Origin of the sequence: Flavihumibacter petaseus NBRC 106054, assembly GCF_000974785.1 — a bacterium.
GTDB classification, from domain to species: domain Bacteria; phylum Bacteroidota; class Bacteroidia; order Chitinophagales; family Chitinophagaceae; genus Flavihumibacter; species Flavihumibacter petaseus.
In genome coordinates this window covers 64676-80726 of record NZ_BBWV01000002.1, presented here as the reverse complement: position 1 = coordinate 80726, position 16051 = coordinate 64676, and the positions used below count along the sequence as shown (strand labels likewise).

Annotated in this window: 15 protein-coding genes; 5 read left to right on the top strand and 10 right to left on the bottom strand. The window is 50.7% G+C overall.

Annotation, left to right across the window (positions count from 1 at the left end; all coding sequences use genetic code 11):
- Window positions 1-570: a DUF6580 family putative transport protein gene (locus tag FPE01S_RS10150; RefSeq protein WP_046368928.1), complete on the bottom strand. Its 570-nt coding sequence runs from the start codon at window positions 568-570 to the stop codon at window positions 1-3.
- 40 nt (window positions 571-610) lie between these two features.
- Window positions 611-1813: a mannose-6-phosphate isomerase, class I gene (gene manA, locus FPE01S_RS10145; protein ID WP_046368927.1), complete on the bottom strand. Its 1203-nt coding sequence runs from the start codon at window positions 1811-1813 to the stop codon at window positions 611-613.
- Window positions 1814-1844: 31 nt separating this feature from the next.
- Here manA and FPE01S_RS10140 point away from each other — a divergent pair, with 31 nt between their 5' ends.
- Window positions 1845-2192, top strand: a complete 348-nt coding sequence (locus tag FPE01S_RS10140) for a YraN family protein (RefSeq protein ID WP_046368926.1) — start codon at window positions 1845-1847, stop codon at window positions 2190-2192.
- On the opposite strand, the gene FPE01S_RS10135 is transcribed toward FPE01S_RS10140, so the two are convergent.
- The gene (locus tag FPE01S_RS10135) at window positions 2189-2722 is read right to left on the bottom strand and encodes a YkgJ family cysteine cluster protein (protein WP_052955694.1); all 534 of its coding nucleotides are present in this window, start codon (window positions 2720-2722) and stop codon (window positions 2189-2191) included. The genes FPE01S_RS10140 and FPE01S_RS10135 overlap by 4 nt on opposite strands.
- A 79-nt stretch (window positions 2723-2801) precedes the next feature.
- Between FPE01S_RS10135 and xerD the strand changes: the two genes are divergently transcribed.
- Entirely contained in the window at window positions 2802-3704 is a 903-nt protein-coding gene (gene xerD / locus FPE01S_RS10130) for a site-specific tyrosine recombinase XerD (protein ID WP_046368925.1), read from the top strand.
- A gap of 17 nt (window positions 3705-3721) precedes the next feature.
- Here xerD and FPE01S_RS10125 read toward each other — a convergent pair whose 3' ends face one another.
- On the bottom strand, window positions 3722-5641 hold the full coding sequence (locus FPE01S_RS10125) for a vWA domain-containing protein (RefSeq protein WP_083990227.1): 1920 nt from the start codon (window positions 5639-5641) through the stop codon (window positions 3722-3724).
- Window positions 5642-5720: 79 nt separating this feature from the next.
- On the opposite strand from FPE01S_RS10125, the gene FPE01S_RS10120 reads away from it, so the two are divergent.
- The 3 genes from FPE01S_RS10120 to FPE01S_RS10110 are packed head-to-tail and all read left to right on the top strand — an operon-like array spanning window position 5721 to window position 8479.
- On the top strand, window positions 5721-6305 hold the full coding sequence (locus FPE01S_RS10120) for an RNA polymerase sigma factor (RefSeq protein WP_245623984.1): 585 nt from the start codon (window positions 5721-5723) through the stop codon (window positions 6303-6305).
- The gene (locus FPE01S_RS10115) at window positions 6289-7614 is read left to right on the top strand and encodes a carboxypeptidase regulatory-like domain-containing protein (protein WP_046368924.1); all 1326 of its coding nucleotides are present in this window, start codon (window positions 6289-6291) and stop codon (window positions 7612-7614) included. The genes FPE01S_RS10120 and FPE01S_RS10115 overlap by 17 nt, the downstream gene beginning before the upstream one ends.
- A gap of 31 nt (window positions 7615-7645) precedes the next feature.
- Window positions 7646-8479 (top strand): DUF2911 domain-containing protein, encoded by an 834-nt coding sequence (locus tag FPE01S_RS10110; protein WP_052955693.1) that lies wholly within the window; start codon window positions 7646-7648, stop codon window positions 8477-8479.
- 68 nt (window positions 8480-8547) lie between these two features.
- On the opposite strand, the gene FPE01S_RS10105 is transcribed toward FPE01S_RS10110, so the two are convergent.
- Genes FPE01S_RS10105 through FPE01S_RS10090 form a run of 6 tightly spaced genes read right to left on the bottom strand, consistent with a single transcriptional unit; the run spans window position 8548 to window position 16033 of the window.
- Entirely contained in the window at window positions 8548-8982 is a 435-nt protein-coding gene (locus tag FPE01S_RS10105) for a hypothetical protein (RefSeq protein WP_157473985.1), read from the bottom strand.
- Window positions 8983-8991: 9 nt separating this feature from the next.
- Window positions 8992-10689, bottom strand: coding sequence for a sodium:solute symporter family protein (locus tag FPE01S_RS10100; RefSeq protein ID WP_046368922.1), 1698 nt, complete (start codon window positions 10687-10689; stop codon window positions 8992-8994).
- Window positions 10686-10808, bottom strand: coding sequence for a hypothetical protein (locus tag FPE01S_RS26320; protein ID WP_281176198.1), 123 nt, complete (start codon window positions 10806-10808; stop codon window positions 10686-10688). Before FPE01S_RS26320 ends, FPE01S_RS10100 begins: the two co-directional genes overlap by 4 nt.
- 10 nt (window positions 10809-10818) lie before the next feature.
- Complete coding sequence (locus tag FPE01S_RS25995) at window positions 10819-10977, bottom strand: hypothetical protein (RefSeq protein WP_169749153.1); 159 nt, start codon at window positions 10975-10977, stop codon at window positions 10819-10821.
- Between the two features lies 1 nt (window position 10978).
- Window positions 10979-13498, bottom strand: coding sequence for a PIG-L family deacetylase (locus FPE01S_RS10095; protein ID WP_046368921.1), 2520 nt, complete (start codon window positions 13496-13498; stop codon window positions 10979-10981).
- Between the two features lie 12 nt (window positions 13499-13510).
- Window positions 13511-16033, bottom strand: a complete 2523-nt coding sequence (locus FPE01S_RS10090; RefSeq protein WP_046368920.1) for a M14 metallopeptidase family protein — start codon at window positions 16031-16033, stop codon at window positions 13511-13513.
- Between the last annotated feature and the right edge of the window lie 18 nt (window positions 16034-16051).

Genomic DNA, 16051 nt, shown 5'->3' with positions numbered 1-16051 from the left:
TTATTTTGCAGCAGGCTGAAGTGAAGGCCTGAAGTCGCCTTTCCACCAATAATAGGCACCGAACAGCAATACGCTGAACACCACCGTAGCCGCTATGCTGCCACGAAGAAAAGGCACACCATCTCCAAGTGCCAGCAGCCAGCCGTCAAAAGTCTTTGGCCGCTGGAAGCCGGCGCCGCCCATCCAAACAGCAGTATTAGAAAGTACGAAGTATACCAGTGGTGCAACCAGTGAACCAGCCAGCACCCTGGGGATCGTAATCCTGTTGATGGCGAAACCCACGAAGGTGATCAGGGCAAACAATATATAGTTGGTGGTTTGACCGTCGTAGAAACCCGGAAGATCACTCCATCCTGCGCGAAACAGCAATTCGAAAATGCAGTCGCTCAGGAACATGGAGAACACCGGTAAGGCGAAAGCCCATTTACGGTCTTTGATCACGGCACCACCAAAGAGGGCCATGGCGATATGCGGGGCAAATCCCAGAGGTCTGTTGGGAATGATTCTATAGATCGCTGCGGCAACTACCAGCAGGAGGAAAGCAAACAGGATGGAGCGCGTATTTTTCATACTTCGGGTATATGGTACAAAAATAGGAAAATCAGGGCATTCATGGGGTGGTGGAGCGGTAGATCAGGACGGGGCTCCTGGCCTCCAGCGTCAGTTCAGCGCCATCAAGCAGCAGCAGGCTGTCTCCCCAGGACATTTCGATTCCCGGCTGGTCATTTTCAGTAGCCACCACATCGCCTTCCAGCACAATAAGGATGTCTACTGTGTTAGCTGCAACACTGTATTTCTCTCCTTCTCCGAGTTTAATGCTGTGCAGCTCAAAATCCGGTGCCGGTGTTTTGTACACGGCCTCAACGGTGTTCACCGGGGTTGCTTCCAACACATGGGGTACAACCGGCTCGAACCGTACGTGCTTCATCAGTTCCGGCACATCAATGTATTTGGGTGTCAGTCCCCCGCGGAGTACGTTGTCTGAGTTCGCCATCAATTCCACATTCTGTCCCTCAAGGTAGGCATGCAGGATGCCAGCATCCTGGAACACGCCCTGGCCTTCCTGCACCTGCACCAGGTTGAGCAGGTAAACTGAAAAGATGCCGCGGTCGATCGTTCCTTCCTGCTTATAGGTCAGCGCTGCGCGGGCTGCCCAGAAATCCGGGTCTGATTTTTCTATTGATCCGCTTTCATAAGCCGGTACGATCCGATCCAGCAATGGCTGCAAGGTAGCTTTGACTTCTTCAGCAGGCATTTCCATTACGCGGCTGTACAGGGCACGGTAATCACCATCACCGAATACCTCCAACAGAAAATTCAGTTCCGGCACTTTTGTAAGGATCGCTTTCATCGTCTCCACAGCGCGGAATCCGTGCAGCAGGTAGAACTCACTCAGCGCTACCATCACTTCCGGCTTATGATTGTCATCCTTATAATTCCTGTTCGGAGCGGTCAGCGCGATACCCTTTGCATTCTCAGCAGCAAATCCTTCGATCGCACTTTCGCGCGTGGGGTGCACCTGGATGCTGAGCATATCTTTCACATCGAGAATTTTCAACAGGTAGGGCAGTCTGCCAAAGGTCTTCTTTACTTTCTCGCCCAGCAATGAAGGATTGTCCTGCAGCAATTGGTGAAGATCGGTACTGCCGATCAGTTGTGCCGGGGCTTGCGCATGAGCGCCCAGCCAGTATTCTGCAAAAGGTTCTTTGCGCGAATTTGACCGTGATAACAACTGCGGGAGATAGGTGAAACCACCCCATTGATAATGCTGCACTTTTCCCTCAAGTGCAAACACTTTATTTTGATGCTGCATATTAAAGGCCGAAAATACATCAAAGCACTTTATGAACAGGCAGAATACGGGAAGGAAAGGTGAAAACCTTGCAGCGATGTGGTTACAGCAACATGAATTTGTATTGCTGGAAAGAAACTGGAAAGCACGGAGAAAAGAAATCGACCTGATCGCCTGTAAAGATCACGTACTCCACTTCATTGAAGTGAAGACCAGGATGGGACTGGGTTTCGGCAATCCTGAAGAGCAGGTGAACGGAAAAAAACTGTATCATCTCCGGATCGCGGCGGAGGAATATCTTACCCAACATCCGCAATGGCGGCGGATCCAGTTTGACGTACTGGCCATTCTGCTGAATGGGAATTTCAACACGATAACTTTCCTGGAAGATGTCGGTTAAGAAATGGTTACGCCTTCGAGTCTTGCGCGCATTTTTTCCACCATTTTGTAGGTAGCGGGACAGTACTCAAGGTTCTGTTTGTGTACATGAATATAGTCCGCCATTTTTTTCTTGGTCAGGTGGGGAAAGCCGGCGCAATCAGAAGGACGTACTTCGTAGATGGAACACATATTGGTTTTGGTATCGAGGAACTGGCAGGGGCGTTTTACGTTCATCCAGTCTTTATCCTTCTTATCGTAATACAGCCATTTTTCGCGGAAAGCCTTTTCCGACATACCAAGGTGTGCAGCGATGCGGGTAACATCCTTGCCGGTGAAAGTCGGCGTCATCGATTTGCAGCAATTGGCACAGGTGAGGCAGTCCACTTCTTCCCAAACTTCACGGTTGAGTTCGGGCGTTATTTTGTCTAGTCCTCTTGGCCTGGTATTCTCGACCTTGGTAAGGAATCGCCTCATCTTCATCTTCGTGTCCAGCACTTTCTTTTTAAACCTGCGAAGGTTTACGGCACGGCTATTGGTCGCTACGGTCATGCTTGCTGCAGTGGTTGATTTGACCGCAATATAAAGGTTTCAATGTTTAAATTGCTGCCGAATTGATTCTCTGGAAAAAATGTGGGAGACTTACAAAAAGGGATACAAAGCGTGGCTACGCCTGGAAAAATCGCTCGCGGACAATTCTGTGCAGGCGTATCTGCAGGATATTGAGAAACTTACCCAGTATCTTTCCCATGCGGGCAACCTTGCTGCGCCCGATAAGCTGCAGCCGGAGGACCTGGAACAATTCATCCGGTGGGTGGCTGAGCTGGGCATGACGCAGCGGTCACAGGCAAGGATTCTTTCCGGTCTCCGGAGTTTTTACAAGTATTGTGTGGAAGAACAGATCGTGCGGGAAGACCCCACGATATTGCTGGAAGCGCCGAAGCTCAGCAGGTTGCTGCCAGATACCCTGAGTTACGAAGAGATTGAGCTGATCATTGCAGCCATTGACCTGAGTAAACCGGAAGGTGAGCGCAATAAGGCGATCCTGGAAACGCTGTACAGTTGTGGCCTGCGGGTCAGTGAACTGGTCGGGTTGCAGATTTCGTGTCTCTTTCTCGACAGCGGATTTATCAGGGTGCTGGGTAAAGGCAGCAAGGAAAGACTGGTACCGATCGGTGAGAATGCGATCCGGCAGATTGAGATCTACCGGAACACGATCAGGAATCACCAGCAGATCAAACCGGGCAAGGAAGATATCCTGTTTCTGAACCGTCGCGGGGCACAACTCACCAGGGTAATGATCTTCCTGATCATCAAAGCGCTTGCACAAAAAGCCGGCATTTCCAAGCAGATCAGTCCACACACCTTCCGGCATTCATTTGCCACACACCTGGTGGAAAATGGTGCAGACCTCCGGGCGGTGCAGGAAATGCTTGGGCACGAAAGCATCACCACCACGGAGATCTACACCCACCTCGACCGCGAGTTTCTCCGGAAGACCCTTTATTCCTTTCACCCCGGGTTCCGGAAATAAACCAGCAATTTTACCTGTCAGCGTGCGGCATTGTCTTTGCCCAGCACTTTTGATTTTTGTACCAGCTCAAGGAATTCTTTCCGGTAACCCTGCGTGTCCTGGTCCATCGCACCTGAAGCGATGTTCAGCACCTGGTCAAAACTGGATTGCTGCAGGTATTCGGATTTATTGAGCAGCATCCCCCACTCTGCTACGGCAGCACTGAAGCGAAGGTTCTCCGGTGCATCATCAAACGCTGTCCTGCTTTCTTTGGACAACCGTTGTACCATGAGCTTGCTCTTGTTCTCTTTCGGTTCCTTGTACCGGATCTTCAGGGTAAGAATATTCTCACGGTTAGGTTTTTCGGTCCCCTTTGGTACGTCCTGGTATTCCAGGGGGTCGACCTCACGCGAGAATTTGTCTTTCACGCCAACGGGAATGATTTCATACAGTGCGGTAACAGTATGGCCGCTGCCCATTTCACCTGCATCCTTGATATCATCGTTAAAATCTTCATCCTGCAGCATGCGGTTCTCATAACCGATCAGGCGGTAGGATTGTACCAGGGCAGGATTGAATTCGATTTGCAGTTTTACATCTTTGGCAATGGTGAACAGGGTGCCACCGAATTCTTTCACCAACACTTTTTTTGCCTCTGTCAGACCGTCGATATAAGCGTGATTGCCATTGCCTTTATCGGCCAGCAGTTGCATTTTGGCATCCTGGTAATTACCCGTTCCAAATCCCAATACAGTGAGGAACACATTGCTTTTTCTTTCTTCCGTGATCAGTTTTTCCATGGAGGCATCACTGCTTTCACCGACGTTGAAATCGCCGTCGGTGCAGAGAATGACACGATTGTTACCATTTTCCAGGAAGTTCTCTTTGGCAGTTTTATAGGCAAGCCGAAGCCCCGCTCCTCCTGCTGTTGAGCCGCCTGCTTCAAGCCGGCGGATGGCGTCTTTGATTTTCGTTTTCTGATCTCCGGTAGTAGGTGGCAGAACGAGGCCAGCGGCGCCTGCATAGACTACAAGCGCTACCCTATCCTCCTCCCTTAACTGGTCGGTGAGCAGTATCAGGGATTGCTGTACCAGGGGCAGTTTGTTGGGCTCATCCATAGAGCCTGAGACATCGATCAGGAATACCAGGTTGCTGGCGGGAAGGTTTGCTGTTTCGATCTTTCTCCCTTGCAGGCCGATCGATACCAGCTGATGCTTTTCATTCCAGGGGCATTCGGAGTATGCAGTATGCACGGCAAAAGGATGTTCGTCTTTCGGTCCGTCGTAGGTGTAATCGAAGTAGTTGATCAGCTCTTCCGTGCGGACTGAACCTGCAGGGGGAAGGTTGCCACCATTGAGGAAACGGCGGATATTGCTGTAGGAAGCAGCGTCTACATCGATAGAGAAAGTCGACAGCGGGAATTGTTTTGCTTTCCTGAATTTGTTTTCGTCAATGGAACTATAACCTTCGCGGTCAGCTTCCTCTTCGCGGTCAGCGCTATAATAACCGTTGGAAATAGAACTTTGTCCCCGTATGGCGACGCCGGCTACCTTTCCCTGCAAAACCTGAACTGAAGAAATGGTCACTTCTTTCGCCTTTCTGTTAGCATATGCGGTTACGACAACTTCATCGAGCTGTGCTGATGATGATGACAACAATATGGTAACACTGGTGTCGGTAGCTGCGACTACCGTAGTAGCAGCATTAAATCCAACCGACTGGCACACCAGGTGGGTATTGACACCACTGATAGTGAGTGAAAATTTCCCATCCTGGCCGGATGAAGTTGAATTTTTAGTGCCTCGTTCTGTGATGGTTGCACCAGCGATCGGCTTTTGCGTAGTGGCATCTAACACAATGCCATGAATGGTGCGGGGTGGCAGGACGGAGGTAACCAGTAATCCGAATATGGCTACCAGAATACCGACCATACCCATGGAGTTTTTATGTACAGGCATAACGTTGGGTTTTTATTGGGATGGCTGTATTGAACCGATTACACAAACCCACTGTATTTTTTTTATATTGCCATGACGCTTGAAATTTATTCCGGCCATACCAGACCCCACTGCCAGCGAACAGGAACTGCTGCAGCGCTACCACGACACGGGCGATCTTGCCTTGTTGGGCAAGCTCTACTCTCCATATATGGACCTCGTATTTGGTCTTTGTATGAAGTACCTGGAGGATAATGAAGCAGCACGTGATGCCGTGATGCAGATTTTTGAACAGCTGGTGGTAAAGCTCCGGCAACACCGGGTGGAGTATTTTAAAAGCTGGTTGTATACCCTGGCGAAGAACCATTGCCTCATGGAATTGCGCAGTGGTAAAAAGGCCAGGGTGGTTTCCCTGCCGGATAATATTATGCAATCTGAAGCGCCCGTGCATCTGAACGGCAGTGAACAGAAAGAAATGAACCTGCAGGCATTGGAAAAATGCATTTCCGCGCTGACCACGGAGCAGCAGCGGGCCGTGACCCTGTTTTACCTTGAACAGCGCTCGTATCATGAAATTGCCGACCAGACCGGGCTGGACTGGAATAAAGTGCGCAGCCTGATCCAGAACGGCCGCAGGAACCTTAAAATCTGTATGGAAAAAAAGATTCATGAGCAGCAGCTTTGACCATAATCAACCCTTTGATCCCCTGATGCTGGAACGATACTGGCAGGGGAAACTCAGCCCGGCTGAACGCCATGCGCTGGAAATGGCTGCCCTGGATGATCCCTTCCTGGCCGATGCCCTGGATGGCTACCGCGTATTGCTGGAAAAGGAACAGGGATCTGCTGGCGCCATTCACGATACTTTACAACAGCAGCTGGAAAAACGGCTCGCATCCGAAAACCGGCACAAACGTTCCATTTTCTGGCCCGCAGCGGCAGCAGCGATCGTATTGATTTTTGCCGGCTCGGTGTACTGGTTCTGGTTGGAAAATAAGGTAAAGGAGCAACCTCAAAGTGAAGTAGCATTTAATAAAGCAGAAACACCGGTTCAGGCCCCGGCTGCTCCGGAAGTTGGAGCTGCACCATCAGTTTCTGATCCGGATAGCCAAAAACTGTCGTTTCAGTCAGACACTGTATCGCGCGATATTGCAAAACTGGATGTACCCGGGAAATCAAAATTAAAAACCAACTACTTCAAGCCTGAGGCTGAATCTCAGCCGGTCCTTAAAGATAGAGAAAAGGAGAGGGATGACGCCCAGGCCGATGAAGCTGTTCCGGAACCGCCTACTATTGAAGCGGCCCTGTCCCGGAAAGCTGCAGCACCTGTTTCCGCGCCTGCACAACGGATCATTGAAGGCACTATCCGGAATGAAAACAATCTGCCGGTTTCCGGTGCAGCCGTACAGTTGCAACTACAGGGACGCGTTGCGGGCGTAATGGTCACTTCGGATACAGCAGGCCGGTTCAGCATGCATATTCCTGCCGCCGATTCCCTGGCCAACGTGGTGGTTTCATCAGTAGGCTATCAGAACCTGCAGCAGCGGGTACCCCCGCCCGGTAGTTTCAACCAGCTCGACCTGAAACTGCAGCCTTCCGTTACAGCCCTGAATGAGGTGGTGGTTACCGGTTATGGCACCCAATCTAAAAAAGTAAGCCGCAAAACGGAAACACGCAGGGCAAAGGAAGACGCTGCTTCGGGCAATGTTGATCTCAGTGTCAGTGTGCAGCAGGCTTATCCCCTTAATGGCTGGGAGGCCTATAACCGTTACCTCGACAGTGCCCGCCAGGTACCTGCCGATCTCGATACGCTTTCCGGGAAAGTTGTTGTCCGTTTCAGGGTGGACAGTAAGGGAAGGCTGGACAATTTTAATGTAGAGCAAAGTCTTCACCCTACCCTTGATGCAGAAGCCATCCGGCTGATTAAAACTGGTCCGGGCTGGAAGGTGCTACGCGGAAAACGTGCCAGCGTGTATGTGATTGTGCCGTTTTAGGAACTACATTTGTTTTCTAAATGAGCCAAACATGAAAAAAATGCTGCTGTGCTGCTGCCTGTCATTATTTATGCTGATGACGAAAGCACAAAACCTTAAGACTCCTGCGCCGAGTCCCGGTTCAACTGTGAAACAGGATTTTGCATTGTCTTCTGTTGAAGTTTCCTACAGCCGTCCGGCTGTTAAAGGACGCAAGATCTTCGGAGATCTCGTGCCTTACGGTAAAGTATGGCGCACTGGCGCCAATGGTGCTACCGTGATCACTTTCGGTGATGACGTGATCATCGACGGCAAGCCGGTTCCTGCGGGCAAATACGGCCTGTTGACCATTCCTGGCGAAAAAGAATGGACTGTCATTCTGAGTAAACAACTTGATGTAACCAGCCCGGCTGCTTACAAGCAGGACCAGGATTTTCTGCGTATGAAAGCAAAGCCTTCCGCAATGCCATTCAAAGTAGAAAACTTCGCCATCGTGTTTGATGAAATCATGCCTACCAGCATGAACCTTGAAATATTGTGGGACAAAACCAGTGTATCCATTCCCATCAAAGCGGAGATTGACAGCAAGGTCACCAAACAGATTGACGAGCTGATGAAGACGGATAACCCACCGTATTTTAGTGCAGCGATGTACTATATGGAAAGTGGCAAAGACCTCAACCAGGCCCTGAGCTGGTTTGACAAGGGCATTGAAAAGAACCCTGATGCCTTCTGGATGTATTACCAGAAAGCCAACTGCCTCGCTAAACTCGGCAAGAAGCAGGAAGCTATTGCTGCTTCCAGCAAATCAACCGAACTGGCCAAGACCGCTCAGAATGACGACTATGTTGAGCTGAACCGCAAGCTTATGGCAAAACTGAAATAATTCGCACAAATTCCAAATGAAAAGAGGCAGTCCAAAGACTGCCTCTTTTTTTATGTAACCGTCCACTGTTACCGAATTTTCTGATACCGGACCAGGCAATTGTTGCAACTCATCCAGTAGCGGAATGCTATTCCCGGCAGTTCAAATTTCTTTCCTTCCTCCAGCCAGGTAAACGGATGCGCTGTACTACCGCTCAGTTCTATTTCAAAGCCGGGATCTGTAGGCGCAATGCGGATGCCGTCTTCTGACAGGTTCACCTGCCAGGTGTAGGCCACCCGTACTGCTTCAGGATCAGGATGAGACCGGAAAGACATGGAATTGTCAAACATCAGCACGCCATGATCGCCTTTGTAAAAAACGAGGGTGTCGGAAACATGATCCACGTCTACCCATACCCCAACCAGTTGCCTGGAGGCGACACTGTCCTGATTGTCCTTCTTACAGGAGACCAGGCATCCCACAAATACTCCGAGGAGTGAGAAAAACCTGTACCATGGTCCCATAGCATTTCTTTACGGGCTTGACACGCTGCGTTTGGGAAGCGTTGCATGGAGCAGCAAAGAAAATAGTACCAGGAAACCTGCACCGATTACATTCATCCAGAGGAAACCGATACTGGTCTTCCAGAAAAGTAAGAAGATGAAAGCCTGGGTTACCATCGCACTATAAAAGCCGGCATTGGCCCCAACTTTCGGAAGGAAGAAGGCTACCAGGAAGATCCCCAGCATGGTGCCGTAAAAAATTGATCCCAGAACATTGACTGCTTCAATCAGGCTGCCCATATTGTTGGCAAACTGGGCGACGATGATACAGAAAACGCCCCATGCAAAAGTGTACCAACGGGATAGCCTGAACGAAGTTTCGGGGTCGGGCGGCGCCTTTTGGTACTGCTGGTGCAGGTCACAGACACTGGAAGCCGCCAGCGAATTCAGGGCGGCCGCGATGCTTCCCCATGCAGCGAGGAAGATCACTGCAATCAGCAATCCGACCAGTCCCGTTGGCAGGTGGTCGATCACAAATCGCAGAAACACATAGTTGGTATCATTAGTATCGGTAGCGGGTGAAACTTCTTTCAGTTTTGCCTTGTATTCTTCCCTGGTAATTTCCAGTGCTTTTTCATTGTCGCGGATAGTCTGAACGAATTGTTCATCTTCTCCGGACAACGCATATTCACGAACCAGTTTTGCCTGTTCGGTTGAGCCAGCCTGGTAGCGGCCCTCAATGGCGTCCAGGGAGGCTTTTGCCTTGTCGTCAAGAATTTCGGTACGTACGGCCGGGTTGAAAAAAACCGGGGATGGATTCAGCTGGTAAAAAGTGAAGACCAGCGCCCCGATGAGGAGAATCGCAAACTGCATGGGCACCTTCACGAGTCCGTTCATCAGGAGCCCGATACGGCTTTCCGAAAGGGACCTTGCCGTCAGGTAGCGGCCCACCTGGCTCTGGTCAGTGCCGAAATAGGACAAAGCCAGGAACCCTCCGCCCAGCAATCCGCTCCATATATTGTAACGGTCATTCCAGTCGAATCCATTGGCCGTTTTGCCGGTAGTAATGACATTGAGCCTGCCCATCTTACCGCTTACTTTCAGCGCATCCAGAAAGCCGATGCCGTCAGGCAGCAGGTGTACCGTCATATAAGCTGCCAGGAACAGGCCCAGGAAGATCACGATCAGCTGAAGCTGCTGTGTATACGCAACTGCCTTTGCACCGCCTGTAACGGTATAGATGATCAGTAAGCCCCCCATGAAAAGGTTGGTCCAGTAAATGTTCCAGCCCAGCAGGGAAGACAGGATAATGGATGGTGCATAAATGGATATACCGGTTGAAACGCCACGGGAGATAAGGAAGATCAACGCTATGAAGGTGCGCGTCTTTTTATCAAAGCGCTGTTCCAGGTATTCATAGGCCGTTACCACCCGGAGCCGGTGAAATATGGGCACAAAAAAAATACAGATTACGATCATCGCCAGCGGCACGCCGAAATAGTACTGCACGAAGCGCATGCCGTCTGAATATGCCTGTCCCGGTGCCGACAGGAAAGTGATGGCACTGGCCTGGGTACCCATGATGCTGAGGAGCACCATATACCAGGGCAGCGACCGGTTGCTCAGGAAGTAACCATCGATATTATGTGAGCTGCGGCTCTTGAACAGGCCATACGCCACGATGCCGGTCAGGGTAGCAATCAGTATGATCCAGTCCAGTGCGCTCATGAAAAGAATTCGGTGAAATAATGGAAAGCAATGATGAGGACCACCAGGAAAAGCAACACAAAAACATACCATTGTGTCCAGCTTTTGAAAACCGGCACTTTTTCTTTTTCAGATGGCATTGACATCGCGTTATCGTTTACGGTTGGCGATCAGGGAAGCTGTCAGCAGCCCCAATGCCAGCCCGATGATGAGTCCAATGGTGACCCTTTTGATGAAGGCTCCGATCAGCAGCCCCAATACCAGGCAAAATACGATGCCGATATCCCTCCTCCCCTGATTCGTTGCCATATCAGAATCCCTTTTTTTGGTTCAGAGCAATCAGATTCGCCAGCAGGCGGTACGCGCCAGGCACACCGGCAGGCAATTCGCGGAAAAACACAATACCAGTATACGTAAAAAAACCTTTCCCGTAGCGGGTATAGATCAGGCTGCCGCTGTCGGCGTCTTCCCCCGCATCATGCATGCTGAACAGGGGCTGGTAGTGTGAATCCCAGCCGGCTGCATGATAAATGCTTCTTTCCTGGATCCAGCCGTCAAAATCAGCCGGCCCGATCTTGTTTGGGTAGTTAAGGATGGGACTATTGGCATCCAGGATGGTCACAGCAGCCTTTTCATCCGTTACCCTTGTACGGGAAATATTGAACGGATACGGTCCGATCTTTGCTTTTACGGGTCCGATCTGGCTGCTGGTATTGTATTGCACGATCAGGTTGCCGCCTTCCGACACATACCGCATCAACCGGTCGTAATTATTATTGAGGCTCTCTTTCACATTGTAAGCCCTGACGCCGGTAATAATAGCATCATAACGGCCCAGGTCAACCGAAGCCAGCGCTCCTTCATCCAGGTTTTCAACCGTGAAACCCATTTGCTTCAGGGCTTCGGGAATGCCATCACCAGATCCGGGAATGTAGCCGATCAGCTTTCCAACTGTCCGGATCTCTTCATTGATCACGCGGATATTGTTGGGAAAGAAATAGTGAACGGTGGGAATATGATCGTACTGGATCAGCTTCATCGCATTGTTGTAGCGCTTCACTTTTGAACTATCCTTTACTTCAATATAAGGATAGATCTGTTGTGGTTTCTCTTTGGAGAAAAGGCTATCGAAGGAAATATTATAACGCTGCAGCTGGTTCTTGTTGAATGCCATGTCGACCGGCAGATTTTTATCTTTTGCGCCCTTGTTGCCGATCATTTCAAAACGAATGGTTCCTTTGGCAGCATCTTTCTGCATGTAAGATTTGTAGGAGACCTCGATCTGCTGTTTGTGTTTCGGCACCAGGTTGTTCAAAATTACCGGTGGCAGCGATCCCACCACGATGGGTGGCACTGCAAAAACCGGCTGGTAAATTTCTCCCTTGACAGGGTCAGTGAACTTATACTGTAGCGGCAGCTCCTCCGTAAAGTAGGTGCGGTCAATGGTATAACCGACCTGCAGTCCCCGCACAGGATTTTGCGGGTAACCAATCAGCAGTGGTGTGTGCACGGTAAAACTGCCGGTGTCCATCTGTTCGCGGAGCCAGTAGGGCTGGTCAGCCATAAAATCATCAAACACAGGCCTGCGGATCACCACCGTAAACAACTGGTTGTTCACCGCAGTGGGTGCGACCACAAAACTGGTATCCTGGTATTGGATCTTCACACCGGTTACCGGGAGGGGTCCGCGGTTCACCACATTGATGGTAATCTGCAGACTGTCGCCCGTTACAGCTACCTGCTGGTTGGTAACAGCTTCCGCATACATGCCGAGACAGGCTTTCACCAGTGCATCGATCTCTTTTGTTTTTTGTTGCACCCAGTACTTTGCAGCGTTGCTGCTGCGTTCATTGATGGCAGTCCGCAAGGTCAACAGGTCCGGCACAATTGCCGATGGCTGCAGTGGATTATAGTTTGCGATGACCTTGTCGACCATCGGGTTCAGGTCGGCATTCCCCGTGCGGCTCCAGTCAGTGGCAACTCCCTCAAGGAGGTCGGTCTTAACGGAATCGCCGCCGGTAAGCGAGAAATATTCAAACGACACGCCCCTTTGCCTGGGCACACCAAATCCCTGGCTCTTGTGCTGGCTCCTGCTTTCCGCAGCGATCTCCCCGTAACTTTTTCCCACCAGTGGATTGAAGCCGCCGACATCCAGCTTGAACTGGTTCTCGCTTTGTGTATTGACGCTGCCAAAATTGAATGTGTTCCAGAAGATCCGTTTTGCCTGCCAGGGTTGCACGAACTGCAATTGTTCCGGGAACATTTTGGGATCGGCAGCCGCGCGGAAGGCTTCGATTGCCAGGGCCGCAGATGCCGAGTGATGCCCATGGCCCGCACGGGCATCCGGCGGAAAGCGGGTGATGATCACATCCGGCTGGAATTTCCGGATGATCCAGACAACATCGGACAGGATCTTATCTTTTTTCCAGATGCGCAGTGCCTCTTCTGTAGACTTGGAAAAACCGAAATCGTAGGCCCGGGAGAAAAACTGTTCTGCACCGTCTATTCTCCGTGCAGCAAGCAGCTCCTGCGTGCGGATCAGCCCGAGCGACACGCCCTGTTCATCTCCGATCAGGTTCTGGCCGCCGTCACCCCGCGTGAGGGAGAGGTAACCGGTACGATACTTTTTATCCCGCGCCAGGTAGGCCAGTAACCTGGTGTTCTCGTCATCCGGGTGGGCAGCCACATACAGCACTGACCCCAGTACTTTAAGTTTCTGCAGCTGCAACAGGATATCGGCTGATGAAGTAACGGGGGGTGCCTGTCCGAACGAACGGGAAACCACTAATAGCGAACCCAGCAGGGCGAAAAATAACTTGCTACTACGCATTGAATTTGAGCATTATTGACCTACCAGGAAAACAGCATTGGAAAAAAGAAGTTTACCGTTTTCCCAAAAACTCCTGAAGATCGGGTCGTCAGCGAAATAAACCACATGGCCACGGCCGATATCCTGTACACCAAGCAACCAGCCGTCCTTCAATTTATTCTTAATTCCGCTGCCGGTAAAACCACTCACATAATTGTCTTTCCGCACAATGCCCACGTTCCAACCATTTTCCTTAATGTAGTCATAGAGGTTAACGTCCTGTTTCAGGGTATAATAATACTTCGGGTAGCCGAAACCGAGAGGGTGTGAATTGTCGAGCTCCACGCGGAAGATTGAACCGGGCATACTGTTCGACAGGTAATCCCTTTCACGGTCCTCATATTTTTTCAGCAGTGTATAGTCCACCTTTTTGCTGTCTTCTTTTTTGTCGTCGTCATCATCATCAGCCTTCAGGCGGATCCCCCAGTCGGCCCTTGCCATCTGGGATACTGCTGATTCCAGCGCGATAATTTTTCCGCCTCGTCTTACCCAGTTTTTCAGGTCATCATTATTGTCTTTTTTAGAAAAGAAATCATAATAACCGTCGGCCAGTATCAATACATCGTACTGGTTCATCCCCTCTCCCAGGAAATCTTTTGCTGACAACAGCGTAACCGGGTAACCGAGTTGCTGATCAAAGAAATGCCAGATCTCACCGGCGCCGAGGGAAGAAATATTGTCACCGGTCAGTAGGGCGACTTTTGGTGCGTTAATGATGCGTACGCGGTCGGAACCAAAGTCAAAACCTTTGTCAACAAATCCTGATGCAACAGGGTATACCACTGTGCCGGTTTGTTTTCCCGCCTCTGTCACTGCATTCTCGAGTGGCTTACCACCATTGGCTGCACGGGTCAGCAGCAGGGTGCCTTTCTCGAAGTTTTCCGTTCCGATAGAGAAAGGTTGTTCGGCATAACGCACTTTGATGCCTTTTTGAAGCACAGCAGAGAGGAACTTAGCACTGTTCAGTCCGTCCCACTTTACCGCATAGGCATAGGCGTTGGCAATTACTGCAGGTGCAGCAGATGCAGCCGGTGCTGTTTTGGTGGTGGCCGTGTTGAAGGTTTTCAATCCGTAGGCATTGAGTCCATATACAAAAGGAATCGACCAGGCAGTAATGTCGTAAGTAGCGGAGTCGCTCAGTTTGGAATCACGCTCAAACAGCACTTTGACGAAATTTCCTTTGGGCTGGTTGAGGTTGATCACGATATCTCCTGCTTCTATTCTAAAATTCTCCTGTTTGCCGCTGAAATAGTTGAAACCGGCACCAGCGCCAGCCTGGGCCCAGGCCCAATCCACCTGGTTATTGTCGAGCAACTGCGTGAGACGTGTTACGCGGTCGGTGCCATCACTTTTGATCACCCACGATTTGTAATCACCAGCAGGCGTGTTGATCACTTTCTGGAAATAGGACCGGAATTCATGTACCAGTTTCTGAGCATTTTTTGCGGACAGCTCCACCGTGCTGATGCCCGTGGTGAAATGATGGAGGGCGCGTTCACGCAGGGTAACTGTGTCGCCGTCTTCATTCACAATACCGAGACCAGCGCGGATACCGCCCTGCTCATAGGTCATGCCGATGGAGCCGCTGTAGATCGGGTAGGTATCCCCGTATGAAGGGTAAAAAAGGTCAAAGCGTTCTTTGGTAAAATACAACCAGCCGTTCTGGTCGAAATATTTTGCATGGTTCTTTCCGATCTGGATCTGGAAATCGCGCTGCCACTGGGTGATCACTTCATGGAAAGGTTCTGCTGCAGGCGCGAAATAGTAGGGTTCATTGAATCCCTGTTCGTGAAAATCCACATGAACCTGCGGCAGCCATTCATTGTATTTCTTCACCCTGGCCTTGCTCTCCACCTGGCTTTGCCAGGCCCAGTCGCGGTTCAGGTCAAAATTATAGTGGTTGCTCCTGCCACCGGGCCAGGGTTCACGATGTTCCCGGGCAAGCGGTTGCGGGTTGATGTTTTTACCGATCATGGTCGTGTACCAGTTAACATAGCGGTCGCGGCCATCGGGATTGAGGCAGGGGTCGATCAAAACGACCGTATTCTTCAACCATTCGGCAGAATTTCTACTTGAAGGGTTGACGAGCTCATACAGCGTCATCATCGCTGCTTCGGAAGAAGACGTTTCATTGCCGTGAACATTGTAGCTGAGCCACACGATCACCGGTGCGTTTTCATCCGCCGCTGCCTTGTCTTTAGCGGCGTTGGCGAGACGCAGGTTGTTCGCACGGATCGCATCAATGCGCGAGAGGTTTTCTGCAGATGCAATGGTGGCCAGCAATAAAGGGCGTCCCTCATTGGTTTCACCATACTGTTCCACTTTCACCTGGGCAGGCAACTGCTGGGCGACGTGCTGGAAATACTGAACGATCTTGTAATGGGGCGTATAACGGGTGCCGGGAAGATAGCCGAGGAATTGTTCGGGAGATTTCAATTGGGCCGTCATGGCCAGTACGGAAAGCATGAAACCTGCCGTCCAGATCAATCTTTTCATTGGTTGATTAGCGCTTTG